The 23,343-nt window shown below is 54.8% G+C and carries 24 protein-coding genes, 1 tRNA gene and 2 pseudogenes; 20 read left to right on the forward strand and 7 right to left on the reverse strand.

Translation table 11 applies throughout. The features are described 5' to 3' along the window. Position 1 precedes the first annotated feature (1 nt). The 4 genes from feoB (at position 2) to DEALK_RS00875 (ending at position 3,034) form a co-directional block, all read left to right on the forward strand. Positions 2-2,062, forward strand: a complete 2,061-nt coding sequence (feoB, locus tag DEALK_RS00860) for a ferrous iron transport protein B (RefSeq protein WP_244881565.1) — start codon at positions 2-4, stop codon at positions 2,060-2,062. Continuing rightward, entirely contained in the window at positions 2,059-2,256 is a 198-nt protein-coding gene (locus tag DEALK_RS00865; RefSeq protein WP_058437818.1) for a hypothetical protein, read from the forward strand. The genes feoB and DEALK_RS00865 overlap by 4 nt, the downstream gene beginning before the upstream one ends. Further along, positions 2,253-2,906 (forward strand): metal-dependent transcriptional regulator, encoded by a 654-nt coding sequence (locus DEALK_RS00870; protein ID WP_058437820.1) that lies wholly within the window; start codon positions 2,253-2,255, stop codon positions 2,904-2,906. Before DEALK_RS00865 ends, DEALK_RS00870 begins: the two co-directional genes overlap by 4 nt. Positions 2,907-2,958: 52 nt before the next feature. Then, positions 2,959-3,034 (forward strand) — tRNA-Ala (locus DEALK_RS00875). Between the two features lie 491 nt (positions 3,035-3,525). Here DEALK_RS00875 and DEALK_RS10395 read toward each other — a convergent pair. Then, positions 3,526-4,536, reverse strand: a pseudogene (locus DEALK_RS10395) (recombinase family protein); the annotation flags it as partial. A gap of 26 nt (positions 4,537-4,562) precedes the next feature. Continuing rightward, positions 4,563-5,315 carry a hypothetical protein gene (locus tag DEALK_RS00885; RefSeq protein WP_144437048.1) on the reverse strand — a complete coding sequence of 251 codons (753 nt, stop codon included), beginning with the start codon at positions 5,313-5,315 and terminating at the stop codon, positions 4,563-4,565. A 308-nt stretch (positions 5,316-5,623) separates the two neighbouring features. Here DEALK_RS00885 and DEALK_RS10045 point away from each other — a divergent pair, with 308 nt between their 5' ends. The 6 genes from DEALK_RS10045 to DEALK_RS00915 all read left to right on the forward strand — a co-directional run bounded on the left by DEALK_RS10045 (position 5,624) and on the right by DEALK_RS00915 (position 9,921). Beyond that, positions 5,624-5,818 (forward strand): hypothetical protein, encoded by a 195-nt coding sequence (locus DEALK_RS10045; protein WP_058437826.1) that lies wholly within the window; start codon positions 5,624-5,626, stop codon positions 5,816-5,818. Further along, on the forward strand, positions 5,802-6,503 hold the full coding sequence (locus DEALK_RS00895; protein WP_058437828.1) for a tyrosine-type recombinase/integrase: 702 nt from the start codon (positions 5,802-5,804) through the stop codon (positions 6,501-6,503). The genes DEALK_RS10045 and DEALK_RS00895 overlap by 17 nt, the downstream gene beginning before the upstream one ends. Beyond that, on the forward strand, positions 6,481-6,978 hold the full coding sequence (locus DEALK_RS00900) for a hypothetical protein (protein WP_058437839.1): 498 nt from the start codon (positions 6,481-6,483) through the stop codon (positions 6,976-6,978). The genes DEALK_RS00895 and DEALK_RS00900 overlap by 23 nt, the downstream gene beginning before the upstream one ends. Before the next feature lie 433 nt (positions 6,979-7,411). After that, the gene (locus DEALK_RS00905) at positions 7,412-7,927 is read left to right on the forward strand and encodes a hypothetical protein (RefSeq protein WP_058437841.1); all 516 of its coding nucleotides are present in this window, start codon (positions 7,412-7,414) and stop codon (positions 7,925-7,927) included. A gap of 223 nt (positions 7,928-8,150) precedes the next feature. After that, complete coding sequence (locus DEALK_RS00910; RefSeq protein ID WP_244881566.1) at positions 8,151-9,350, forward strand: DNA polymerase III subunit beta; 1,200 nt, start codon at positions 8,151-8,153, stop codon at positions 9,348-9,350. A 160-nt stretch (positions 9,351-9,510) separates the two neighbouring features. Further along, the gene (locus DEALK_RS00915; protein ID WP_058437845.1) at positions 9,511-9,921 is read left to right on the forward strand and encodes a hypothetical protein; all 411 of its coding nucleotides are present in this window, start codon (positions 9,511-9,513) and stop codon (positions 9,919-9,921) included. 93 nt (positions 9,922-10,014) lie between these two features. Here the strand turns inward: DEALK_RS00915 and DEALK_RS00920 are convergent, their stop codons facing one another. Then, positions 10,015-10,407, reverse strand: coding sequence for a hypothetical protein (locus DEALK_RS00920; RefSeq protein WP_144437049.1), 393 nt, complete (start codon positions 10,405-10,407; stop codon positions 10,015-10,017). A gap of 313 nt (positions 10,408-10,720) precedes the next feature. On the opposite strand from DEALK_RS00920, the gene DEALK_RS00925 reads away from it, so the two are divergent. From DEALK_RS00925 to DEALK_RS00970, 10 genes and pseudogenes are all read left to right on the forward strand, one after another. Beyond that, positions 10,721-11,164, forward strand: a complete 444-nt coding sequence (locus DEALK_RS00925) for an RrF2 family transcriptional regulator (RefSeq protein WP_058437849.1) — start codon at positions 10,721-10,723, stop codon at positions 11,162-11,164. Positions 11,165-11,203: 39 nt separating this feature from the next. Further along, positions 11,204-12,502 (forward strand): O-acetylhomoserine aminocarboxypropyltransferase/cysteine synthase family protein, encoded by a 1,299-nt coding sequence (locus DEALK_RS00930; protein WP_058437851.1) that lies wholly within the window; start codon positions 11,204-11,206, stop codon positions 12,500-12,502. 10 nt (positions 12,503-12,512) lie between these two features. Next, the gene (gene metX, locus DEALK_RS00935; protein ID WP_058437853.1) at positions 12,513-13,670 is read left to right on the forward strand and encodes a homoserine O-acetyltransferase MetX; all 1,158 of its coding nucleotides are present in this window, start codon (positions 12,513-12,515) and stop codon (positions 13,668-13,670) included. Continuing rightward, a complete protein-coding gene (metW, locus tag DEALK_RS00940) occupies positions 13,657-14,256 on the forward strand; it encodes a methionine biosynthesis protein MetW (protein ID WP_058437855.1) in 600 nt (199 codons plus the stop codon). Before metX ends, metW begins: the two co-directional genes overlap by 14 nt. A gap of 11 nt (positions 14,257-14,267) precedes the next feature. Further along, positions 14,268-15,278: a cysteine synthase A gene (cysK, locus tag DEALK_RS00945; RefSeq protein ID WP_058437857.1), complete on the forward strand. Its 1,011-nt coding sequence runs from the start codon at positions 14,268-14,270 to the stop codon at positions 15,276-15,278. Positions 15,279-15,292: 14 nt separating this feature from the next. Further along, positions 15,293-16,469, forward strand: a pseudogene (nifS, locus tag DEALK_RS00950) (cysteine desulfurase NifS). Between the two features lie 9 nt (positions 16,470-16,478). Then, a complete protein-coding gene (gene nifU, locus DEALK_RS00955) occupies positions 16,479-16,913 on the forward strand; it encodes a Fe-S cluster assembly scaffold protein NifU (protein ID WP_058437859.1) in 435 nt (144 codons plus the stop codon). 342 nt (positions 16,914-17,255) lie between these two features. Further along, entirely contained in the window at positions 17,256-18,476 is a 1,221-nt protein-coding gene (locus DEALK_RS00960; RefSeq protein ID WP_058437861.1) for an ABC transporter permease, read from the forward strand. 9 nt (positions 18,477-18,485) lie between these two features. Next, entirely contained in the window at positions 18,486-19,172 is a 687-nt protein-coding gene (locus tag DEALK_RS00965) for an ABC transporter ATP-binding protein (RefSeq protein WP_058437863.1), read from the forward strand. Positions 19,173-19,176: 4 nt separating this feature from the next. Further along, the gene (locus tag DEALK_RS00970; RefSeq protein WP_058437865.1) at positions 19,177-19,701 is read left to right on the forward strand and encodes a Fe-S-containing protein; all 525 of its coding nucleotides are present in this window, start codon (positions 19,177-19,179) and stop codon (positions 19,699-19,701) included. A 119-nt stretch (positions 19,702-19,820) separates the two neighbouring features. Here DEALK_RS00970 and DEALK_RS00975 read toward each other — a convergent pair whose 3' ends face one another. The 4 genes from DEALK_RS00975 to DEALK_RS00990 all read right to left on the reverse strand — a co-directional run bounded on the left by DEALK_RS00975 (position 19,821) and on the right by DEALK_RS00990 (position 23,250). Next, positions 19,821-20,507 (reverse strand): class I SAM-dependent methyltransferase, encoded by a 687-nt coding sequence (locus tag DEALK_RS00975; protein ID WP_058437867.1) that lies wholly within the window; start codon positions 20,505-20,507, stop codon positions 19,821-19,823. A 65-nt stretch (positions 20,508-20,572) separates the two neighbouring features. After that, entirely contained in the window at positions 20,573-21,001 is a 429-nt protein-coding gene (locus DEALK_RS00980) for a hypothetical protein (RefSeq protein WP_058437868.1), read from the reverse strand. Between the two features lie 10 nt (positions 21,002-21,011). Beyond that, positions 21,012-22,100, reverse strand: a complete 1,089-nt coding sequence (mnmA, locus tag DEALK_RS00985; RefSeq protein ID WP_058437870.1) for a tRNA 2-thiouridine(34) synthase MnmA — start codon at positions 22,098-22,100, stop codon at positions 21,012-21,014. Between the two features lie 4 nt (positions 22,101-22,104). Next, positions 22,105-23,250: a trans-sulfuration enzyme family protein gene (locus DEALK_RS00990; protein ID WP_058437872.1), complete on the reverse strand. Its 1,146-nt coding sequence runs from the start codon at positions 23,248-23,250 to the stop codon at positions 22,105-22,107. Positions 23,251-23,343: the final 93 nt, after the last annotated feature.

Genomic DNA, 23,343 nt, shown 5'->3' on the forward strand with positions numbered 1-23,343 from the left:
TATGTCCGCCAGGAGATCTGAACCTGCCGATATGCCTGTCGAAAGCTGCCCCGCCTGCCATGCCCCGAACCAGCACCGCCGGCGCCGCGGACACCGGCTTGAGATGACCGGCGCACCCTCCTTGAAGATCGCCCTGGTCGGCAGCCCCAACGTCGGCAAGAGTTCCGTTTTCCACGCCCTGACCGGACGGCGCGTCATCATTTCCAACTACCCCGGCACTACCGTTGACATCTTCCGCGGCCAGGCCGTTTTCAACAGCCGCCCGGTGGAGGTTATCGACACCCCCGGCATGTACTCCCTGCACTCCATTACCGAGGAGGAGCGGGTAGCCCGGGCTATCCTGCTCCAGGAGAAGCCGGACGTGGTGCTTCACGTCATCGACGCCAAAAACCTGGAGCGGATGCTGCCGATGACCTTCCAGCTCATCGAGGCGGGACTACCGGTCATCGTCGTCCTGAACATGATGGACGAGGCGTCAGCCCACGGCATCGGCATCGATACCGGGAAACTTGCCGCCGAACTGGGTGTTCCGGTCATCGGCACCGCGGCATCCCTCGGGCATGGCATTACCGAACTCAAACAGGCAATTCTGGATTACAGAGCCATCAGCCTGGCGCTGCCGATAGTCTATGATGAATTAATTGAAAACGCCGTCGCCGATCTGAAGCCGCTGGTCAGCGGCAGCCCGCCGGCCGAGCGCATTTCCAGCCGGTCGATCGCTTTACTGCTATTAAGGCAGGATGGGCAAATTCGGCAATCGGCAACCGAGGGCGAAGGGTCGGACGGTTCGCGAATCGATGCCATCGTTGACCGCGCCAGGCTTTCGATGAATCAGGCGCCGGCTTACGTTCTGGCGGTGGCCCAGCAGCGGGCGGCTTCGAAACTGGCCGCGAGCGTCATGTCGCAGCAGGTGCCCGGCAGACTGCGCTTCGGCGAGCGGTTGTCCCGAGCAATGATGCACCCCTTCACCGGCGGGCTCATCCTGGCGGCGGTGCTGTACGCCATGTATTTCATTGTCGGCGTCTTCGGCGCCGGTACGCTAGTCGGGCTGCTGGAGGAGAAGGTCTTCGGCCAGCTCATCAATCCCTTCTTTCAAAATACGCTGCAGAATCTGATACCGATCCAGCTCATTTCCGACCTCTTCGTCGGCGACTACGGCATCATCACATTAGGCATCACCTACGCCATCGGCATCATCCTGCCCATCGTTTCCACCTTTTTCATCGTCTTTTCGATGATCGAGGACTCCGGCTACCTGCCGCGGCTGGCAATGCTCATTGACCGCGTCTTCAAGTTTATCGGCTTGAACGGGCGGGCGGTCATTCCCATCGTCCTGGGCCTGGGCTGCGACACTATGGCCACCATCGTCACCCGCACCCAGGAAACGAAACGCGAGCGGGTTATCACCACCCTGCTCCTGGCGCTGGCCATTCCCTGTTCCGCCCAGCTTGGCGTCATTTTCGGCATCCTGTCCGTCTCCACCGGCATGCTGCTGACCTGGCTTGGCGTGGTCGGCGCGGTTTTTATCCTGGTTGGCTGGCTGGCTTCCAGAATCATCCCGGGCCAGCGTGCCTGCTTCTACATGGAGGTGCCGCCCCTGCGGCTGCCGCGCCTGTCCAACGTGCTGCAAAAAACCTACGCCCGGCTGGAGTGGTATTTGAAAGAGGTCATCCCCTTCTTCATCGTGGCCAGCGTGGTGTTGTGGGCCGGCGATGCCGCCGGCCTCCTCGACATTCTGATTAGCGGACTTAAACCGGTCGTTGAGTTCGTCGGCATCCCCGCCGAGGCGGCGGTGGCTTTCGTCATCGGCTTCTTCCGCCGGGACTTCGGCGCCGCCGGGCTGTATGATCTGACCGCCCAGGGGCTGCTCTTCGGCAACGCCCTTCTGGTATCGGCGGTAGTCATGACCCTGTTCGTGCCGTGTATCGCCCAGTTCATGGTCATGATCAAGGAGCGGGGCTGGAAGACGGCGGTAGCTATTGCCGGCTTCATCTTTCCCTTCGCCTTCCTGGTTGGCCTGGGACTCGACCGGGCCTTGAAGTTCCTCGGAGTCAGCCTGTGAACGACGCCTCCGCCGACAGGATAAAATGCCCCTTCTGCGGCTTCGAGTTCGACGCCGCCTCCGGCACCGCCTACTGCGGCTCCTGTCCCATGGGGAAAAGCTGCCGGCTGGTGCGCTGCCCCAACTGCGCCTATGAGACACCGGCCGAACCGAAACTATTTGCCGCCATCAAGAAGCTGAGGAGAAAACGATGAACATCGACGAGCACGGTGAAGAGATACTGGAGAGCCTGTGGATCAAGACACAGGAGGAAAAAGCCGGCGCCAGCGCCGCCGATTTTCAAGCCCGCAAAGCCCTCGAGCAGCTCATCGAGGACGGGCTGGTGGTTTCAGGCGGTGATGGTTTACTCTATTTGACTGAGAAAGGTCTGCCGGAAGCCCGCAGCGTGGTGCGGCGCCATCGCCTGGCGGAGCGCCTGTTATACGACGTCCTGGGCACCCGCGACAAGATGATGCACGACAAGGCCTGCAAGTTCGAGCATCTGCTGGATAAGGGACTCGACGAGAACATCTGCGTCCTTTTGGGGCACCCCAAAGTATGCCCGCATAACAAGCCGATCCCGCCGGGCAAATGCTGCCAGGCGGCGGCCTCCCGCCCGCAGAAGCTGGTCTCGCCGTTATCCGAACTGCGTCCAGGACAAAGCGGTACCGTCGCTTATCTCTACGCGCCGGAAGCTGACAAGCTGCAAAAGCTGATGGCGATGGGCGTCCTGCCGGGGGCGCCGGTGAAGCTGATCCAGAGTTTCCCGTCATACGTTTTCCAGGCTGGCATGAGCCAGTTCGCCACCGACCGGGAAATGTCTGACGCAATTTATGTAAGGCTGACCGAAGACCCGGTCCACTGACGGCTCTTTTGCGCCTTATTCCGGGGGGCTGGTATAATCCCACCCGTCACATGGGGCTGTAGCTCAGCTGGGAGAGCGCCTCCTTTGCAAGGAGGATGTCAGGGGTTCGAGTCCCCTCAGCTCCACCAAAACTATCAATAGGTAGAACTGTTTCACCATCACCGCCCGGAATGGGCAGCCTATATTCCACCTTCACGGTGTTGCCCTCAACAGTGACCCTTTTCACGAATGTCTTAATGAACGCCTTCCGCCTTACCACATCGGCATCTTCAAGCAAAGCCCTCAAATCCCTTGCATGAGTTTTGATTGCCTCAAGGTTGAGTTGATCCATCTTGTCGACGACCGCGTCTGCATCAAGCTGTACCTTCACTTTACTGAGTTCATCTTGCTTGTTCCGTAACTCCCTGATTCGGGGCGCTAGATCATGAAGCGTTAACAGCCCGGTTTCAAGAGCCTCGTACAATTTGAGCAGCCTGGTATTCACTTCCTCCAGTTCCGAATCGATGTTGGATAGCCGCTCGTATAAAGCGGTATGACCTGATCGCAGATCTTCATTCACCAGCTTTACGAGTTCTTCCAAGTTCTGTTCGTTCAGGATCGTGGATTTTAGGTTTTGAGTCACAAGCCTCTCAAGTTTTTCCTTGGGAAGGCTACGAGCGCAGCACGCTTCCTTGCCTTGCTTGTAGTTCCGCATACATTGATAGTAAGCATATTCCCCGGATTTGGCGCTGTGGCCAGTCATCGAGTGCCCGCAAGAACAGAATAGAAAGCTGGAGAGGAGGTACTGGCTTGTAACCGTCCGAGGGTGCGCGACGGCCGGGCTTTTATTCCCCACCTTCTTCTGCACAAGGTAGAAATCCTCATGCGGAATGACAGCAGGCCAAGCGTTTTTCAGCCGGACCGAGCCCCACACAAGAACTCCGGCATAGGCTTCGTTAGTGAGCACCTGGTAGACTGTAGACCGGCCCCAGTACTCACCTTTAAGAGTACGAAGACCGTCCGCATTAAGTTTACAGGCAATGGCCTTGCAACACTGGTCTTTCAACGCCATTTCAAATTGGAGCTTAACAACCTGGATCGGAACCGAATCATCCGGCATGGGTTCGAGTTTGTTCCTGAGCTTTTCGCCGTCCTTCACCTTGATGACCTTGTAACCATAAGGAGGCCGGGAGCCGTTGAAGAAGCCGCGCTTGGCATTTTCCATCTGGCCACGCTTGATGTCCTGCCCCATGTTCAGGCTGTAGAATTCGTCGATAGATTCGATGACACCCTCCAAGAGGTGTCCGGTCGGTGAATCATCCACCGGCTCGCTGATTGATATCACCGAGATGCCTTGCTTCTTCAGGAGCATCTTGAAGGTCACCGAATCGCTGCGGCTTCGGGCGAAGCGATTGAGCTTCCATACTAAAATCGCTTGAAACGGGGGCGGTTTAAGCCTTGATAGCGAGATCATTTCCATAAAGGCCGGGCGGTCGGTTGAGCGTCCGCTTTCGGCCTCATCAATGAATTCACGAACTACCACATGGCCGTTTTTCTCGGCATACTCTCTCAAAGCCCGAAGCTGCGCTGATAAGGAAAGCACGGTGTCCTGTGCTTCGGACGAAACCCGACAATAAAGTACCGCCTTCATATCTTTTGTCCTCCCTAACCTTTCGCCTATGTCCCGATCCGCTCACAAATTGAGCAAGTCCCCGGTAGCATGCCTATTGCTGAATATTCGCTGATTAATTCTCTGATTGGCGTTACCCATTCCCCAAGGCTCTTATACGTTGTTTCTACTTCTTTAAGTTCAACCGTTTTGGTGAGTTCTTCGTATGCTGCAAGAAGACCGGACCTGCACTTATCCTCGCCTTCGGCATCTACCTCAGCCAGTTGTTTGCCAAACAGGGTGACCAGGTGCCGCTCCCGATCGACAACCATCCCATTTTTCAACTCAGCATCCGTTTTCCCAGGTTCCCCTGAGAAACGTCGTCGAAGCGCGTACTTATAGAGTTCAGCGCAGGCGGTGTGACTGAAAACGAACGGCGGATGAATACCTTTAGTTTCCGAGACCACCGGTAAACCCGTCTTATTCCTGATGAGTTCAAGCGTCTTCAGTTGGAGGTCGATTCGAGCCAACAAATGGGCTTGATACTCTTTCTGCCACTTGGAAAGAAAGCGCGTAAGCTTGATTTGGCCCAGGTGCTGCTTGATCGGAGACGGCTTGTTGAGGGCGGCTTTTGGAAATCTCCCGGCGAGGAACTTTTCTTTCAGGCGCTCTTCATCGAGGAAGACCGACAGTGGCTCGCGCTCGTACCAGGAGACAACCGCCAGTTCAACCGCCGGGACCTCAACGGAACGGGCAGTTTCAGTGAGTTCAGCAAGTAGTTGTTCCTGATGCCTTTTAAGGGCATCTCGGATCAGGCTCACATTTGCCTCTCGCAAGTCCCGTTCCCGTCGCGCTTGGATGATACCGTCCCTGACCGTGCGAGGATCAGCCTTGGTATCATTTACGATTTTGGATTCAGTTTTCCCCTCTTCAATTAGTTTGAGCCACCTCGCCCTGTCTTCCGCGCTATATTTCTTCGGCATGGAAAAATATTCCCCTTTTCTACGATTGATGATTATATTGCAAACGTCATACATGTATTTTATTGCTGTTTAGTGCGGCTGTCAATATTTACGCATACTTAACATTCTGCGGTGACGGGGGACGAAAGGTATGGTACTCTCGTTACATGCGAAAGCGCAAGCTAATAGATCCGGAAGACCAGGTCGAGGAAGACTTGCTGTTGTCAGGTCTGCGGATACTTGCTTCGATTATCGCCGATGCCCACCGGAAACAGCAAAAAGCATTGAGGGAAGCAAATCTTAATCTGAATGCACCTGCCCTAAATGGCGAGCAAAGTAAAGAATATGAAAGCCTACCTTGAGTTAGAAGAGATCGACCGCCTGGCCGCGACCGCTGATAACCTCCGCGACATGCTTCTGGTGACGATGTTGTTCCACCTCGGTTGCCGTGTTTCTGAGGCATTGGGGATCGCGGTCGGCGACATTGATCTCGATGCTGGCACCGTCACCATCAAACATCTGAAATCCCGCGTCAAGCTCAAATGCCCCAAGTGCGGTACTTCTCTTGGTTTGACCTCGGTCTTCTGCCCTAAATGCGGCGATAAGGTCGAGGCCGCAGTGAAGGAACTCAAGGAACATCGGAAGCAGCGAATTCTCCCATTGGATGATGATCTGATCGCCCTCCTAAAGGAATTCATCTCGCGTGGAGGTCCGATTAACCGTAACGGCAAGCGACTCCTTTTTGGAATCAACAGGCATCGAGCCTGGCAGATCATTAAAACACTTGGAGAAAAAGCCGGGTTGCCGCGGATCATAAATAATGAATCTGGCAAGGTGCATTACGTGTCGCCCCATAAACTGAGGGATGCCTTCGCCATTCGCGCGATGAGACACAACGACTCCGGCGATGGCCTAAGAATGCTCCAGGAACACCTTGGTCATCAGAGCTTCAACACCACCGCCAAATACCGCAAAGTCGCCGGTGAAGAACACCGCCGCTGGTACGATGATTTGTGGAAGGGCGATGGGCATTCCATTAAAGCCTAAGAAGGGCGGCTTCCTCCGGCCGTTCGGTTGCGGTTGGTTCATTCGGGAATATTTGGCTGGTCGAGCGCCTTATGGCTCACCGGCGATCGATCCCGATGTCGGTGCGCCGCAATCGGAGCTCTTCCAGGAGTACAAACTCGCCCTCATCTCAGAGATTGCCATGGACCGGGCAACACGGCAGGCAGAGAAAATCGCCCGGAAAGAAGGCAAGCCCATCTCGCCAGACAAGATCGAAGCGCTTTTCGAGGAATACTACTTACACCTTCCTTATAAAACCATCGCCTGCCGCTACCATTCGTTTGTTGTTTACTTTTCGATGCTGACAAGGCTCGGCTGGGTCGAGCTCACCGGTCAAACCGAACCATCGGCTTTCCAAGACAACTTCCCGCCCGGGCAGCCGCGGCGGTTCTACCGCCTGACCAAGGCCGGGCGCGGCGCCGGCGACAGCGCCTGGGCTAACCCACAAAAGGCTTAGTCTCCAAAAACACCGGCCGGTAAGGCCGCGGCAATCCAAATACAAAGCCCTGTGGTGCTTAAAGAAACCGCATTAGTCATTCAGTAAAGTAATTCCATCTGCCGCCTCTCGATCACACAATCACCACGTTCAAAGACGGATTGTGCAATGCCTCCTCCCAATGAGACGAACTACCAGCCGGAAAGAGTGGATTGCTGAGCAATAGAGAGCTTCCTTATTGTTCAACTGGGCTTACTCCAAAGCTAAAGCGGTATGTCCATCATTTCATCGTGGGCGGGGAAAGCGTCGTAAATATAGGTTCATTTTGTAGCTGAACAAACGCAAAGATTGTTACATGATAGGTGCTGGTTTTGTACCGCCAGCACCTTACCAACTGAATAGGCGATAATCCTTGACCTGAACGCTTGCCCCTCTTTGAAAGGGGGGTCAAGTATTGAGAACGACCCTATCTTATCCTGACGATCAAAACAATCCGCCAACGTCCTATGACCGGCTAACCGGCGATTGGCTTCTATACTACGCAGTTGCCAAGCGGTTCATGTGGAAAATACCGACGCAAGATAGGCCGGACGTAAGGCACAGCATAATGATGGAACTGGCCGACGCTCAAAACCGCAAGGGCGGTTTGCCCTTGCCCGAAGCGGCCATGTACCGGATTGCTTCTTTCGAGGTGGCCGACTACTGGCGCAAAAAGAAGCGTAGCCCTAACCTGCTAAGTCTCGACGGCGATGAGGACGCCGACAATGATACCGGCTTGTCGTCCGTTTTGCCCGACGACTCGGCGCTCGACCTCGATGCCTGGATAGACGCCCGTACTTTCCTGCTAAGTTGTCCTAAGCGGCTAATCCAGATTGCCTTCAAGCGGGTGAACGGCGTAACTTTGGACGGCGCGGAACGCAAGTATCTTTGCCACTTCCGTAAGCGTGAACAAGTTTCCTTCTGTGGGTAACGTTTTGACCCCTTCTAGCGGTTGTATAAGTGGGAGCATTCATTAGGCCAGCGAACGGCGGCTAATGGGTGTCTTACTACTATGCGAAGCCGGTGGAATTGCCCAATCACTGGATAGCTAAAAGGGGGGAAAGACAATCGAACAATTAAATATTGAGGGCAGGCGTTCAGGTGAGGGTTTTATCGCACAGCGGCAAAGTGTTATCAGCGCCCTGAATAGGGCCTTGGCCGATAAGGTGAACCTACTCGGTTTCACCCTAGGCCGCAAAGGCTTCCTTACCTACCTTAGAGCATTGGGTGGTAGCAACATCATAAAGGTTGTCCCGTCCGGCGGTGATGCCAGCGAATCGCGGGTCACTGGTAAATGCTTAAAGGTAGTCTGCGGCGCAAACACGGCCTACCTTACCAACAACGAATGGACCGGCGATCGTACCAGTCCGAGCTACTGCGAGCTTAAGGTCAGTCCCCGCTACTCCATAGTACCGAACCTCGGTGCTTTGGAGCTATCCGAAGCATTGGAGCGGGTGCTTACTTTCACGTCATCCCAAAGCTCGCGGCCAGTCCTTCAAGGCGTCTGCCTGAAAGCAAAGGACGGCAAGCTCGACATGGTATCCGCCGACGGCTACCGACTCGCCATCGCCACGCTCGACCTCGACGGCGAAGGGACTGCGGTCATCCATCGGGACGAGCTACGGGGTATCGCCCAGGCGCTAAAGCGTGCCAGGCGGGTACGCCTCGCCTTTGAAACGGACGAACCGACCAAGCGGACATACCTTATTCTCGAAACGGAGCTAATCCGTTACCGATGGTCTGGCATGAGCGGCGACTATCCCGACCACAAGCCTCTCATCCCGACCGGCTTCAAAACATCGGTAAGCCTCGAAAGCACGGAAACGCTGAAAGCCATCGCAAGTCTTAAGGTGCTGACCGACGTGAAGGGCTGTCCGGTAGACCTCACCATCGGGGACGGCAAGGTCATCATGTCGGCAACCGACGACAAGGGTGTAACCGAGCTGTCCGCCGAAACCACTGGCGAACCGGTGCGCTTAAGGCTTGACGGCGGCTTTTTTGCCGACGCCCTGAAAGCCTGTGGCGGCATGGTGGAACTTAACATCACCGAGCCGCACTTGCCGACGCTCTTCAAGGCCGACGGATTACAACTTGTTGTAATGCCGATGGCGGTGGGCAAGCCGCAACCGAAAGCCGAGGTCAAGGCCGAGGTGAAAGCGCCGGAGCCAGTGAAAGTCGAGCCACCGAAAGAAGCGGCGGCAGTTGAGCCGGTCAAGGTGGAAGCGCCGAAGGTGGCCGAGACTAAGCCGGACAAAGAGGTCGAAGAAGCGGTAGCCGAGGCAAGAGCCATCACCGAGAAACCCAAGATGCCGAGGATAGCCAAGAAAATCGCAAGGGAAGCTGTCGCGGTCTAATCCAAAACTGAACGCTTGAACTCACAAAACAACCAACGCAGGAAGCGGGGTGTGCGCCCCGCTTTTTGCTATTTAAGGGGATATTCGTTCCCGTGTGTGGGAACGAATATCCCCTTTTTTGTTCTTACTAATGGCTAAACACTGCTTTGAAGGAGGCAAAATGAAACAGGGATCATGCCGAGAACGGCTGAACGCCGAGCTTAAGGATCGGTTGCGGGACATACGGACGCTCTGGCGACTGAATCAAAAACATCCCGACGCGTCACACCCGGAGTTGGGGAAGTTCAAGGAATACGGATTAGTGCTCGATTACGTGGCCAAGGGAACCTTCCAAGACCAGAAACGGGGATATTTTCGCTGGCAATTATCCTGGGGCGGCCCCGCCGACGAGTTCCGGTTCTACTTAGACGAGGATCTGGACGCCGTGGAAATCCGGTACCTGTTTTTGGATTGGAATGACTGCGCCAGTAAGAAGTTGTCCGGCGACACGTACAAACTCCTCGACGAAATCTTCCAGCACTTCAAAGACATTGGGATTGTGGAGGCTGAACGGGCTAAGTCTATAAGTTGATACCTATCTAATGTGTCCAACAAAAAGGCGGCGAAGCATCCGGGGAATCCGGGAGCTCGCCGCCTTTTTTGTTTGGATGATAGCCTAAGAAGGTCAATAATACTGGCTCTTGATTTGCGAAAGCTCGGTTTTGAGCCTGATATTTTCGTTCTTCAATCCTTGATTTTCTGATTCTTTTTCGGCCAGTTGGCGGCGCAGATCATCGATTTCATTGAGCAGTTGGGAATAGGTCTTGCCTCGTGAACGCCTTAATGACTCCAGCCTTTCGTATGCCCTTGAAGTAAGGCAGTAACCTTCTTTGCTTGCCCACATTTTTTCGATAAGGCGCTGATGTTCGAGGCGGCATAACCTAACAGCGGCAGCTCCCGCTGTATATCCAAACTGGTTCACAAGGTCGCCGAGCGTGGCGGTTTCTTTGCTCGCGATGAACTCTAGTATCTCAAGTTTGGAGGCGACGGTTGGGTAACGGCCCATTTCGTTCTCCAATAATGATTACATCCAGATGTAACTCCATGTGTACCATCCGGGAATCTCGTTTGGCAATAGTATGTCGAATTGCCTCTCGTAAACGTCATGGCTGGTTACCTAGTGAACATTCGCAGAGAATGTTGGATTGATCGTGCGGGAGCAGCTTAACCAGTGATCTTGCCCCAGCGCATTCACTTTGCTCGGTCCTGAATAACCAGTGCATCATGGGATTTAACATCGACGACTCTAAACGACCTTGACCTCCGATTTGTTTATTGGTAATATAAGTATGTTGATTCAAATCTTCAACTATTAAAGTTGGGAGATAAAAATGAAACTTAGCACTCGAGCCCGTTACGGTACCCGCGCCATGCTCGACCTAGCACAGCATTACGGCGACGAGGTCGTGCCTATAAAAGACATCGCCCGGCGGCAGCAGATTTCTCTACCATACTTAGAGCACTTGGTAGGTCCACTTGTTGATGCCCATCTCGTTCAATCCGTCCGCGGTTCCCGTGGCGGGCTTAAACTAGCCAAATCGCCAGACAACATCCGGTTAAACGAAGTCGTTTGCCTGCTGGAAGGTCCTATTGAGCCGGTGGATTGCATCCAGAGCCCTGATAAGTGTAACCGTTCCCAATTCTGTGCCACTAGGGATATCTGGGGCGATATGGGGCGAGCTATGACGTCGGTGTTGGAGAAAACCACCTTGGCCGATCTTGTGAGCCGTCAACAGGCCAAAGTGTCTCCTGATTCCGATATGTACTATATCTAGTCGGAGCCAAAAAGAATTAGACGAGAAGGAGACACTAATTTGAGCGCTCACAAATTGGAAACTATAGTTGTCCATGCCGGCCAGGAGACGCCGGATCCAGCCACCGGCGCCCGGGCTGTACCCATTTATCAGACCACATCGTATGTCTTCAAGGATTCCGACCACGCCGCAAACCTCTTTGCACTGAAAGAGTTTGGCAACATCTATACGCGAATCATGAACCCCACCACCGACGTCTTCGAACGACGTATCGCCGCTATCGAAGGGGGCGTCGGGGCATTGGCGGTAGCTTCCGGCCAAGCGGCGGAGACGCTAGCACTCCTAAACATCACCCGCCCCGGCAATGAGATCGTGTCGTTAAACAATCTATACGGCGGCACCTACGAACTGTTCCATTACACCTTCCCCAAGCTGGGGCGAGAGGTCAAATTCGTGCCATCCGGCAACCTCGACGCCTTGAAAAGTGCAATCACCACTAAAACCCGCGCCATTTACGCGGAAACCATTGGCAACCCCAAACTGGATGTCCCGGATTTCCAGGCCATAGCCAAAATCGCCCATGAAGCGGGCGTTCCATTCGTCGTCGATAATACCGTAGGGGTCGGCATCGTCCGCCCGATTGACTTCGGTGCCGATATCGTTGTTGCCTCGGCTACCAAATATATCGGCGGCCACGGCACCAGTATCGGCGGCGTTATTGTCGATGCCGGTAAGTTCACCTGGGGCAATGGTAAATTCCCAGAGTTCACCGAGCCCGATCCTACTTACCACGGTCTCAAGTTCTGGGACGTTTTCGGCAACTTCCCAGGTATGGGTAACGTGGCCTTCATCATCAAAGCCCGTGTTCAGCTACTTCGCGATCTCGGCGCTTCACTTTCACCTTTCAACGCCTTCCAATTGTTGCAGGGACTTGAAACCCTGGCCCTACGACAGGAACGTCATTCCGAGAACGCCCTCAAAGTCGCCCAACACCTGGCGAGACACCCGGCAGTGGCTTGGGTAAACTACCCCGGCCTCCCCGATAATCCGAATTACCCAACCGCTCACAAATATCTCGGGAATAAATTTGGTGGGCTAGTAGGTTTCGGCATTAAGGGCGGGCTTGAGGCTGGTCGGAAATTCATCAATTCAGTGAAACTCTTTTCCCACCTGGCCAATATCGGAGACTCCAAGAGCTTGGTCATACATCCGGCATCAACCACTCACGCGCAACTGACATCCCAAGAACAAGCCGCGACCGGAGTCTCCCCAGACTACATTCGTCTTTCAATTGGCATCGAACATATCGATGATATTCTCGAAGATATCGACCAAGCCCTCCGGCAAGCAACGGCTTAACGAGATACCAATGACTGATTCGACAACCTCGGAACTCGGTCTCGTCCGAACTGAATACTTCACCATCGACCGACTCGTGCTTGAGTCGGGTGAGGTGATCGCACCGGTGATGCTGGCATATGAAACCTATGGCCGCCTCAATGCTGAGCGATCCAACGCAGTGTTAATCTGCCATGCCTTAACCGGCGACGCCCATGTAGCCGGGATAAACGCTGCCACCGGGAAAGACGGTTGGTGGGACAGCATGGTCGGGCCGGGTAAAGCCTTCGATACCGACGAGCTTTTTGTCGTCTGCTCCAACGTCCTGGGCGGCTGCCAGGGCTCAACAGGCCCATTATCCCCCAACCCGGCTACTGGTGAACCCTATGGCTTGGATTTCCCTATCATCACCATCGGCGACATGGTCTCCGCCCAGGCCAGACTCATCGAGTATCTGGGTATCGAAAAATTGCTCGGTGTGGCCGGCGGTAGCATGGGCGGCATGCAAGCCCTGGCCTGGGCGGCGAAATTTCCGCACAAGATCAACTCAATCATCGCCATCGCCACGACGGCCAAACACTCGCCACAACAGATCGCCTTCAATGAGGTGGGGCGACAGGCGATACTCTCTGACCCACACTTCGACAATGGCCGATACTACGACGGCAAAGCGCCGGAGCGAGGATTGGCTACTGCGCGCATGGTCGGGCATATCACCTACATGAGCGACGAGTCCATGGCCGAGAAGTTCGGCCGCCGCTTCCGCGAATCGACTTCGAAGCAAAAATTCGCTGCCGATTTCGAGGTAGCGGGTTATTTACAGTATAAAGGTGACAACTTCGTCAAGCGCTTCGACGCCAACTCTTACTTGTACATAACCCGAGCTGTAGATCTCTTCGATCTGGCTGGAGAGAAGGAACTTGCTGCGACGCTAGCCCCCGTCTGTCACGCTTCGTTTTTAGTACTGGCCTTCAAGAGCGATTGGCTTTACCCTGCCAATCAATCACGTGAGTTAGTGCGCGGCTGCAAACTAGCTGGCATCGACGTTACCTATTGCGAGATTAACTCAACATATGGTCATGACGCCTTCCTTCTGGAGGTGAATGAAGAGACTCACCTTATCCGCCATTTCCTGCACAAAATCCTCCGGGAAAGCGCCCAAGGCTTAAACAACGATGAACACCATTAGAAAAGATCACGAGGTCATCGCCGGGCTGGTCAATCCTGGATCGAGCGTGCTCGACCTAGGTTGCGGTGATGGCGAACTCTTGGCTTATCTCGCCGAAAAACGCTCGGTCAAAGCCCGCGGCGTCGAGATTTCCGAGCAGGCTATCTACCGCTGCGTCGGCCGCGGCCTGTCGGTTTCGCATCAGGACATCGACAACGGTCTGGCCGAATACGGCGATACGTCTTTTGATTATGTGATCCTCAACCAGTGCCTGCAACAGGTCAAATCGCCACAGAAGGTTCTGGCTGAGGCAGTTAGGGTAGGCAAAAAGGCCATCGTTGGCGTATCCAACTTCGCCCACATCTCAGCTCGGTGGCAACTGGGTGTAGCAGGACGGGCGCCCGTAACCCCTGCCCTGCCGTTCCAATGGTATGACTCGCCCAATCTGCATTTCTTGAGTTTGTCTGATTTTCACAACTATTGCAGGGTTAATGGCATAATGATCGAGAAAGCCATCTTTCTTAACGGTGGATATAGGATCAGGATGTTCCCCAACCTCCTGGCCCAGACCGGCATCTACGTTATATCGAAAACCCAAAATAGCTAAAGGAGATAGGAATGGAAACTGAGCGTAAAGTCGAAAAGGTGACTTTCAGGAACAAAAGCTTCCCCGCGCTAACCCGCGGCATCGCCACTGACATCACCGAGACTATCGGCAATACGCCGCTGGTTCGTCTTAACCGGGTAACGTCAGGTGCGGGCGCCGAGGTAGTGGCCAAACTGGAATCATTCAACCCCCTGCACTCGGTCAAGGACCGCATTGGCGTGGCCATGATCACCGACGCCGAGGCTTCGGGCAAACTCAAGCCCGGGACAACGATCGTTGAACCGACCTCCGGCAACACAGGCATAGCTTTGGCCTTCGCCGCCGCCGCCCGCGGCTATCGGCTGATCCTGACCATGCCGGAAACCTTCTCCATGGAACGACGACAACTCCTCGCCATCCTGGGTGCTGAGATCATCCTCACCCCAGGGAGCGAGGGCATGGGTGGCGCCATCCGCCGCGCCACCGAACTGGCTGACGCCAATCCAGGTTACTTCATGCCGCAGCAGTTCAAGAACCCGGCCAACCCGGAGATCCACCGCCTAACCACGGCGGATGAAATCTGGCGCGATACCGAGGGCCGAGCGGATGTACTGGTCGCTGGTGTTGGCACGGGTGGCACCATCACGGGCGTCGCCGAGGAACTTAAAAAACGAAAGCAGTCTTTCAAGGCCTTTGCCGTGGAGCCGGCAGCATCGCCGGTGCTATCCGGCGGCAAGCCAGGCCCCCACAAGATCCAGGGGATCGGCGCCGGTTTTGTGCCCCAGGTTTTAAGGACCGATCTCATCGATGAGATAATTCAGGTATCCAACGAGAACGCCGGCATCATGGCTCGTCGCCTAGCACGGGAGGAGGGCATCCTGGCCGGCATCTCTTCAGGCGCCGCAACCTGGGCGGCGGTGGAGTTGGCAAAACGACCGGAAATGAAAGGAAAACTGATCATAGTGGTACTACCGGATACCGGCGAGCGCTATCTCTCCACCTGGTTGTTCCAGGAAGTCTATCCAACTCCTCCCATCGTTTAACGAAGGAAACCAATATGAAACAAGTATATCTGGATAACGCGGCGACGACGCCTGTCGACCCCCGGGTCAAAGAGGCGATGCTGCCATATCTTGAGGACTTGTACGGCAACCCGTCATCCGTTCATTCAGCGGGACAGACAGCCCGCACGGCAGTTGAAGAGGCCCGCGGCAAAGTAGCTGCGCTCATCGGTGCCCGCGCCGACGAGGTCTATTTCACCAGCGGCGGCACCGAGGCCGACAACTGGGCGCTCAAAGGCACGGCCTGGGCCAAGGCTGAAAAGGGCAACCACATCATCACTACCGCCATCGAACATCATGCCGTCATCGAGAGCTGCCAATACCTGTCCAAACATGGCTTCGACATCACCCTGGTGCCGGTCGATAAGTACGGCCTCGTAGACCCCGAAGAGGTGAAAAAAGCGGTAACGCCCTACCATCCTGATTTCAGTCATGCATGCCAACAACGAGATCGGTACTGTCCAGCCGGTGGCCGAGATCGGCAAGATTGCCCGGGAACACGGGGTCCTGTTCCACGTGGACGCGGTGCAGACTGCCGGCCATCTGCCGATTAACGTGAATGACCTGAACGTCGATATGTTATCCATCTCCGGCCATAAGCTCTACGGCCCCAAGGGTATCGGTGCCCTGTACATCAGGAAAGGCGTCCGCATAGATTCCCTGCTCTCCGGCGGCAGCCAGGAGCGGGGCAAGCGACCCGGCACCGAAAATGTTCCTGGTATAGTCGGCTTTGGAGAAGCGGCGGCGATCGCCAAGGCGGAGATGGCTGACGAGGCCGTGAGATTGACGCTCCTTCGCGACAGGCTATCCTCCGAACTGCTGACCCGCATCCCTGACTCCCACCCCAACGGCCACCACACCCTACGGCTACCCAACAACGTCAATATCTCCTTCGACTATGTCGAGGGTGAATCGCTCCTGCTCAACCTGGATTTCGAGGGCATCTGCGCCTCCACCGGCTCAGCCTGCTCCTCGTCGTCCCTGGAGCCATCGCACGTACTGCTGGCTTGCGGCAAGATCGCCGAGGAAGCCCACGGCTCGCTGCGGTTCTCCCTGGGGAAATTCACCACCGGGGAAGATATCGACTCCGTTATCGAGGCTTTGCCGCGCATTGTGAAAAAATTGAGAGCTATGTCGCCGCTTGCACCCAAGTCGGTAGGCTTAGTTCGTTAGGAGAACGATATGACTTCAACCGGCCCCGCCGCTTATAGTCCTTTGGTCATTGATCACGTCAGAAATCCCCGCAACATAGGCGAGATGGAGAACCCCGACGGCGTCGGTCGTGTCGGCAACCCTATCTGCGGCGATGTCATGGAACTGTACATCAAGGTGAATGATGGCATTATCACCGATGCCTCATTTAAGACCTTCGGCTGCGGCGCCGCCATAGCCACCAGTTCCATGGTCACGGAGATGGTCAAAGGCAAGACCATCGAAGAAGCCCTGGAGATCTCCAATAAAGCCGTAGCCGAAGCGCTCGGAGGCTTGCCGCCGGTCAAGATGCATTGCTCGGTACTGGCGGAGGAAGCTTTAAAGAAAGCCATTGAAAACTACTACGAGCGCCGCGGAGAGAAACCGCCGTTCGAGATACCGGTTAGCCACGAACATCATCATTAAACGTTTAAGGCGCTGCCCCTGAATGAAACCTAACGGCGCGGGTGCCTCGCCTAGGGACTGCTTGCCATCTTCCTACCATCGGGGTTTTCGGTGAGATAGTCGAGGCATCATGCTTCTATCAAGTGTCCCAATTCTGCTGCTATATCTCCGTTTCATGATGAAGTTGGAGATTTGACGGGCGACCTACTGCAAGTCTTTCCACCAAGACACCCACAGTCTCTGTTTCTTCTTCAAATTAAGTATATTTACGTATTGCTAGATCATGCCGAGTGCGGTATAATCATATCCGACTATTTAGGTCATATTAGTAAAGTATCAATCGTTAAGAGGGGACAGTATCAGATGAAACTGTACCAGCTGATCCTTAAAGACATTTCTCGACGCAAAAAGCGCGTCCTCTATGCCGCTCTCGGAGTCATCATCGGCACTATGACCGTGGTCGGTATTCTCACCGTGGCCGATTCCGGACAGTCCAGGATCGTCAACCAACTGGAAAAGTACGGCCCCAATCTAACCATTACCCCAGCTATATCCTCACTTGATATGACCCTGGGAAACCTCAGCCTGGGACAAGTTACCGTCGGTGAGACTTATATTCCGGACTCCCGAATTGCCGAGATCCAGGATATCGCTGACAAACAAATCCGTGAGGCGCTGTCTAACGGCCAAATCCAAGCGATTCTGCCGGGGATCGACGCCGATTCCAATGTGGCCACCGTGGCTCCAAGGTTGTACTCAGTGACCGCAGTCAATGATGCCCAGGCGATGGTCGTTGGGATTTACCCAGCCGCGGAGCTCAAAGTGCGCACCTGGTGGAAGATCCAGAGCGGCACATATCTCGATAAAGGTAATGAAGTTCTACTGGGATCCACCGTAGCGACGGTACTTAGCTTGGAATCCGGCGATACGGTGCGTATCCATGGCGCCGATTTCCTCGTTGCCGGCGTGCTTGAAGAAACCGGCTCCGCTGACGACACCCAGTTGTTCACCAACCTGGCAACTCTACAAAAAGTCTCCGGCAAGGTAGGGTTGGTGTCCATGATCGATGTTCGCGCCTTGTGCAACGCCTGCCCGGTGGAGACCATCGCCGCAGCCATCAACGGTGCCGTCCCTGGCGTTCGGGCGGTGGCGGTGAAACAGGTGGCTCAGAGTGAACTGGGCATGCTCGACCGGATCAACCGCTTGATGCTGGCTCTGGGCGGCGTCACCTTGTTCATCGGCGCCTTCGGCGTTGCCAACACCATGATGACCTCGGTGCACGAGCGCCGGAAAGACATCGGCATCATGCGGGCGGTGGGTTCCTCTCAGAACCAGATCCTGTTCGCGTTCCTAGAGGAGGCGGTCATCGTCGGTCTCATCGGCGGCGTTTTCGGTTATCTCTTCGGTTCCGCCCTTGCTTATGCCATCGGCCCTTTGATCTTCGAAGGTACCGCCATAAGGTACGTTATAGCTTTCCTGCCGCTTTCGCTGGGTGTTTCGGTGTTAGTGGCGGTACTGGCAGCAGCCTACCCAGCTTACCGGGCCACCAGAATCCGGGTGGCAGATTCCTTCCGATCGTTATAAGGAAAACGTATGCTTGAAGTCAAAAACGTCTGTAAAATCTACGGCGAGGGTGAGAGCCAGGTAAAAGCTCTTGACGGCGTATCGTTCACCGTCGAAAGCGGCTCTTTCCTAGCAATCATGGGGCCCTCCGGCAGCGGCAAATCTACCTTGCTCAATATCATCGGCGGGCTGGATAATCTGTCATCCGGCGAGATTATACTTAACAATCAACGTGTCGATAATCTCACAGAAAACCAGCTGGTAAACCTGCGCCGAGGTAAATTGGCCTATGTATTTCAGCAGTACCATTTGTTGCCGTCGCTGACTGCGGTTGAGAACGTGCTCTTACCATTGATCTACTCGGGCGCTAAGGCTGACACCAATAAAGCCCTGGAGGCACTAGGACGGGTCGGGCTTGCCAAGCGGGCTTACCATAAACCCGGCCAGCTCTCAGGTGGTGAACAGCAGCGGGTAGCTATCGCCCGGGCGCTGATCTCCGATCCCAGGATCATCCTAGCCGACGAACCGACCGGCAACATCGACCAGAAGACCGGCGGTGAGATCCTCCATTTGTTCGAGGAATTGCACGCTGAGGGACGAAGCGTCGTCATGGTCACCCATGCCCCAGAGGTTGCCCGCCGCGCTCAGAAAACATTGCACCTCAAGGACGGCAAGGTCGTCGAAATAGTGGACAACAGCAAATTAGGAGGAGAGTAACAAGATGTTCTCGAAGTTCAGGGTAAAAATCGCGGCGTTAATGATCCTCGCTCTGGTGCTGATAGTTGCCGGATGCAGTTCCGGGACTAGCGGCACGACCACCACCCAAACCGGCGCGGCAGCAGTAGGCGGACGGATCAAGGCCACCTGGATAACTCCTAAAGTGGTTCTGGATACAGTGTCAGTGCCGGCGCAGGTCATCAACCAGGATACAATCGTCCACTTCTGGGTAACCATTCCGGAAGGCCAGATGCCTTTCATGGCCTACAAACTCGACAACAAACAGTACGTCAGGGCTAATCTATGCGTGCCCTGCCGCTCGTACAACTACTCGTTGGTCGGAGATGTGCTGCAGTGTGATACCTGCGGGACCCGTTTCAACGCAAAGACCGGCGACGGCATCGACGGCGCTTGCGTGAATTACCCCAAGGCTCTGGTACCTTATACAAACCAGGGCGGCGACCTGGCGATGACCGTAGCTGACGCCAAGACCTCCTATTTCAACACCCTGGAACCCGGCTGGCCCTAGACCCAAAACGGGGCACAAAATACTTATTGGGGTAAATAAGTTAGTTTAGATGGTGTGCGCCCTCATCGGGCGACTCCGCACGTGGGATTACAGATGAGACGCCGTCACACACATTTGATTTACCGGGGTTTTCGAGCTCGGTATAATCTCAGATTGCCGAACATGGTTAGATAATTGGCCGTTTCTTCAACCATTTCAAAACCTGCGTCAATAATCATGCCGGGCAGTAAGCCTCGGATGTTATCCTGGGTCCTTTCAAATAGAGTGAGAAGTTGCGAGATCAGATACATGGCAGGATTTCGCGGCCGGCCGAAATCTGCGAGATGAAATTCTCCACCCGGCCGTAGCACCCGGAAAACCTCCTGCAAGGTCCGTTGTTTATTGTTCCGATCTAAATGGTGGAACATCAAGCTGGAAAACGCACGATCAAAGATGCCATCGGGGAACGGTAAATTGTAGGACATCCCCCTGATCAAATAGATTTCAAGTCCCGCGTTCTTGATTTTCAAACCGGCAATTTCCAGAGCCTTGGCATCTGCATCGAGACCGGTCACTTTAGAATCTGGATGGGCGCTCTTGATCATAATTGCCAGAGTGCCCGTTCCGCATCCCACATCAAGTATCCGATACCCCTTTTCGACATGGGCTTGATCTATCAATTGACGTTTGAAAACCAGTTCGCGCATGGTCAGGCGAAGCAGTGAATCAAAGGCAGGAGTCAACCAGCCAAATTTTAAAGGAGGGATGTATTTGTCACCCTCTCCCGCACCTTGATGGAGTAGTGTTTTTCTTTTGGTTTTATCCATGCTAGCCCCCGGCAAAGACCCAGCATTTGGAGACGCTTTGGTCTCTATCTAGCTGCAGACACGACTTAAATGTTTATGTAACTCCTGTGCGCCGACAAGTGTCCAACGCCGTCATACCGGGCTATCTTTTCCAGGTCCTTATTCCAGCGGTCTGGCCTGATCGATTGGATTATGAGTATTCGCCGATTGAAGGCATCATGGGCTTTCTGCCGTGCTTCCGCAAGAGTCATTCGGCTATCTTCTTGGTGCCACCCAGAATTCATCTCTTCAATGTTTTCGATCGGTGGTGAAATTTCGCGCCCGGCGCAACACGCTTCCATGTCATTGTTTGAATAACTAATCCAGCGGGCAAGGTGGGCGTAAACATCACGGCTCGTCCAGGGCGAGCCTGAGCCATGCAGATTATGATGAGGATGATCGTCAAGAATCCCGGTAAGCAGGTCCCATTCTACCCGGTCCATTCGGATCATTTCGACGACGGTTTCCATGTTCATCAACTTTCTTCTAGGATAACGCCTTCGCTATGATTCCGCTACCCAGCACGACATCACCTTTATAAAATACCGCCGCCTGTCCCGGCGCCGGCGCCATCTGAGATTCGTCGAAAGTAACTCTAACTTGGTTAGTAACGTAAGGTTCGATCCAAGCTGAAACCATGCGACTACCTGAACGGATTTTCGTCATTACCCCCATGCCACGGTCAAGATGCTCGATGGAGATCCAGTTTAAATCTTCTACCACAGCAGTAGAGGTAAAGAGGGAATCTCTACCTCCTACGATGACTGCGTTACGGACAGGATCGATAGCCGTCACGTACCGCGGTTCGGTGCCTGACAGTCCAAGCCCATGCCGCTGGCCGATAGTGAAAAAGGAAATCCCCGGATGAGTGCCTAACTGTCTTCCAGCCTCGTCAACGATTGCTCCCGCTTCAGTCTCCTGGTTCACCAGTTGGTGATAGCCCCCGGTGATGAAGTTCTGGCTTTCGGCTTTATCGGCAACCGACAATCCGTACCTCTCAGCCAATTCCCGCACTTTCCCTTTAATTAGATCACCCAGCGGGAAACGGATGTTTTTCAATTGCGTTTGCGACAATCGTGATAGGAAATAGGACTGGTCTTTGGAATGATCGATGGCGCGAAGGAGTTGGTAGCGGTCCGATGATGGGTTGTATTCCACTCGGGCATAGTGCCCGGTGGCGACGAATTCAAAATCTAGTCCAGAGTCCCGAGCCTTATCGATGAGAGCGCCCAGCTTTATCCTCTGGTTACAGTGAATACACGGATTCGGGGTGCGTCCGGCACGGTATTCAGCCTTGAACTGGTTGAGTATCTCCAATTCATACTCTCGACTTAGGTCGAAAACTTCCAGGCGGATACCCAGACTTTCGGCCACCTTCCGGGCATCATCGATGTCCTCAACCTCACCGGGGCCGTAGCAGCCGTGTCTTCCAGTTCTATCGGAGCTCTTCTCGTTGCCATCATAGATTTTCATCATGATCCCGGTGACTTCATAGCCATCATCCTTGAGCAAAGCCGCGGCCACCGCCGAATCGACGCCGCCGCTCAGAGCTACTAAGGCTCGTTTTTTAGTCATATGGTCAATCCTCGGTTGAGAGCGCCTGCATCAGGTCGGCGATGAGATCGTCGATATGTTCCAACCCCACCGATAGCCTGATCAGACCATCGTTAATGCCGACGCGCTGCCGATGTTCGGCGGACATGGAGGCGTGGCTCATAGTCACCGGGTGCTCGGCGAGCGAGGAGGGACCGCCCAGCGACTCAGCCAGTGCGAAGAGGTGCAGCTTACGGAGAACACGACAGGCCGCGTCGAACCCCCCTTCCATCTCAAAGGAGACCACGCCTCCAAAACCAGTCATCTGCCGTCTGGCGATGTCGTGGCCGGGGTGATCGGCTAAACCGGGGTAATACACCTTGCGGATGCCTGGCTGTTCTTTAAGAAAGCGGGCGACAGCAAAACTATTTTCTTCATGCCGCGCCATACGTAGCGGCAGCGTCTCGATGCCACGCAGCACCAGCCAGGCATCGAAAGGGGCTTCGGCCACACCCATGGTGTTGACTAGAAACCCGACCTCCCGCGACAGCTCGGGCGTGGTGGTGACTATGGCGCCGCCGACGACGTCGCAATGGCCGTTCAAATATTTGGTGGTCGAATGGACGACCAGATCGATGCCAAAGGACACCGGCTGCAGGAAAAAGGGCGAGGCGAAGGTGTTATCCAGCACGGTCATTATCTGGCGTTCTTTGGCGACGGTAGCCACCATCTCCAGGTCTGTGATATTGAGCAGCGGGTTGGACGGCGTCTCCAGCCAGATCATCCGGGTATTCGGCTGGATGGCGGCTTCCAACTCGGCTCGGCTCCGGAGGCAGGCGAAAGTTATCTCGATGCCGAAGCGGCTCATGACGCTCTGGAAAAGCCGGTATGTACCACCGTAAATGTCGTCACAGGAGATGACGTGATCGCCGACCTTCAGCAGATGTAAGGCCGTGGCAATGGCCGCCATGCCGGTGGCGCAAGCGAAGGCAGCGTGCCCGCCTTCCAACCGGGCGATGGTGTCCTCGAGCACCTTCCGCGTCGGGTTACCGCTGCGAGTATAGTCATAACCGCGAGTTTTGCCGATATCCTCGAAAACGAAGTTGGATGTCTGGTAGATGGGTACTGATAGCGCGCCGTAACACTTGTCCGGTCGTTCTCCCGAGTGGATGGCGGCAGTCTCGAAATTCATGGTGTCTCCTCGATTTCAATGGTTTCATACGTATTATACGAAAACCGCGCCGGCGATTCTTGATTCGCCGGCGCGGTTAGATTTACCTTGCGA

Origin of the sequence: Dehalogenimonas alkenigignens, assembly GCF_001466665.1 — a bacterium.
Taxonomy (GTDB): Bacteria; Chloroflexota; Dehalococcoidia; order Dehalococcoidales; family Dehalococcoidaceae; genus Dehalogenimonas; species Dehalogenimonas alkenigignens.

Coding starts and splice junctions, on each gene's coding strand:
- DEALK_RS00900 (WP_058437839.1), top strand. CDS start 6,481: ATGGGCATTCCATTAAAGCCTAAGAAGGGCGGCTTCCTCCGGCCGTTC.
- metX (WP_058437853.1), top strand. CDS start 12,513: ATGACTGATTCGACAACCTCGGAACTCGGTCTCGTCCGAACTGAATAC.
- DEALK_RS00925 (WP_058437849.1), top strand. CDS start 10,721: ATGAAACTTAGCACTCGAGCCCGTTACGGTACCCGCGCCATGCTCGAC.
- DEALK_RS00970 (WP_058437865.1), top strand. CDS start 19,177: ATGTTCTCGAAGTTCAGGGTAAAAATCGCGGCGTTAATGATCCTCGCT.
- feoB (WP_244881565.1), top strand. CDS start 2: ATGTCCGCCAGGAGATCTGAACCTGCCGATATGCCTGTCGAAAGCTGC.
- metW (WP_058437855.1), top strand. CDS start 13,657: ATGAACACCATTAGAAAAGATCACGAGGTCATCGCCGGGCTGGTCAAT.
- DEALK_RS00895 (WP_058437828.1), top strand. CDS start 5,802: ATGAAAGCCTACCTTGAGTTAGAAGAGATCGACCGCCTGGCCGCGACC.
- DEALK_RS00965 (WP_058437863.1), top strand. CDS start 18,486: ATGCTTGAAGTCAAAAACGTCTGTAAAATCTACGGCGAGGGTGAGAGC.
- DEALK_RS10045 (WP_058437826.1), top strand. CDS start 5,624: ATGCGAAAGCGCAAGCTAATAGATCCGGAAGACCAGGTCGAGGAAGAC.
- DEALK_RS00960 (WP_058437861.1), top strand. CDS start 17,256: ATGAAACTGTACCAGCTGATCCTTAAAGACATTTCTCGACGCAAAAAG.
- cysK (WP_058437857.1), top strand. CDS start 14,268: ATGGAAACTGAGCGTAAAGTCGAAAAGGTGACTTTCAGGAACAAAAGC.
- DEALK_RS00975 (WP_058437867.1), bottom strand. CDS start 20,507: ATGGATAAAACCAAAAGAAAAACACTACTCCATCAAGGTGCGGGAGAG.
- DEALK_RS00980 (WP_058437868.1), bottom strand. CDS start 21,001: ATGAACATGGAAACCGTCGTCGAAATGATCCGAATGGACCGGGTAGAA.
- mnmA (WP_058437870.1), bottom strand. CDS start 22,100: ATGACTAAAAAACGAGCCTTAGTAGCTCTGAGCGGCGGCGTCGATTCG.
- DEALK_RS00870 (WP_058437820.1), top strand. CDS start 2,253: ATGAACATCGACGAGCACGGTGAAGAGATACTGGAGAGCCTGTGGATC.
- DEALK_RS00990 (WP_058437872.1), bottom strand. CDS start 23,250: ATGAATTTCGAGACTGCCGCCATCCACTCGGGAGAACGACCGGACAAG.
- nifU (WP_058437859.1), top strand. CDS start 16,479: ATGACTTCAACCGGCCCCGCCGCTTATAGTCCTTTGGTCATTGATCAC.
- DEALK_RS00915 (WP_058437845.1), top strand. CDS start 9,511: ATGAAACAGGGATCATGCCGAGAACGGCTGAACGCCGAGCTTAAGGAT.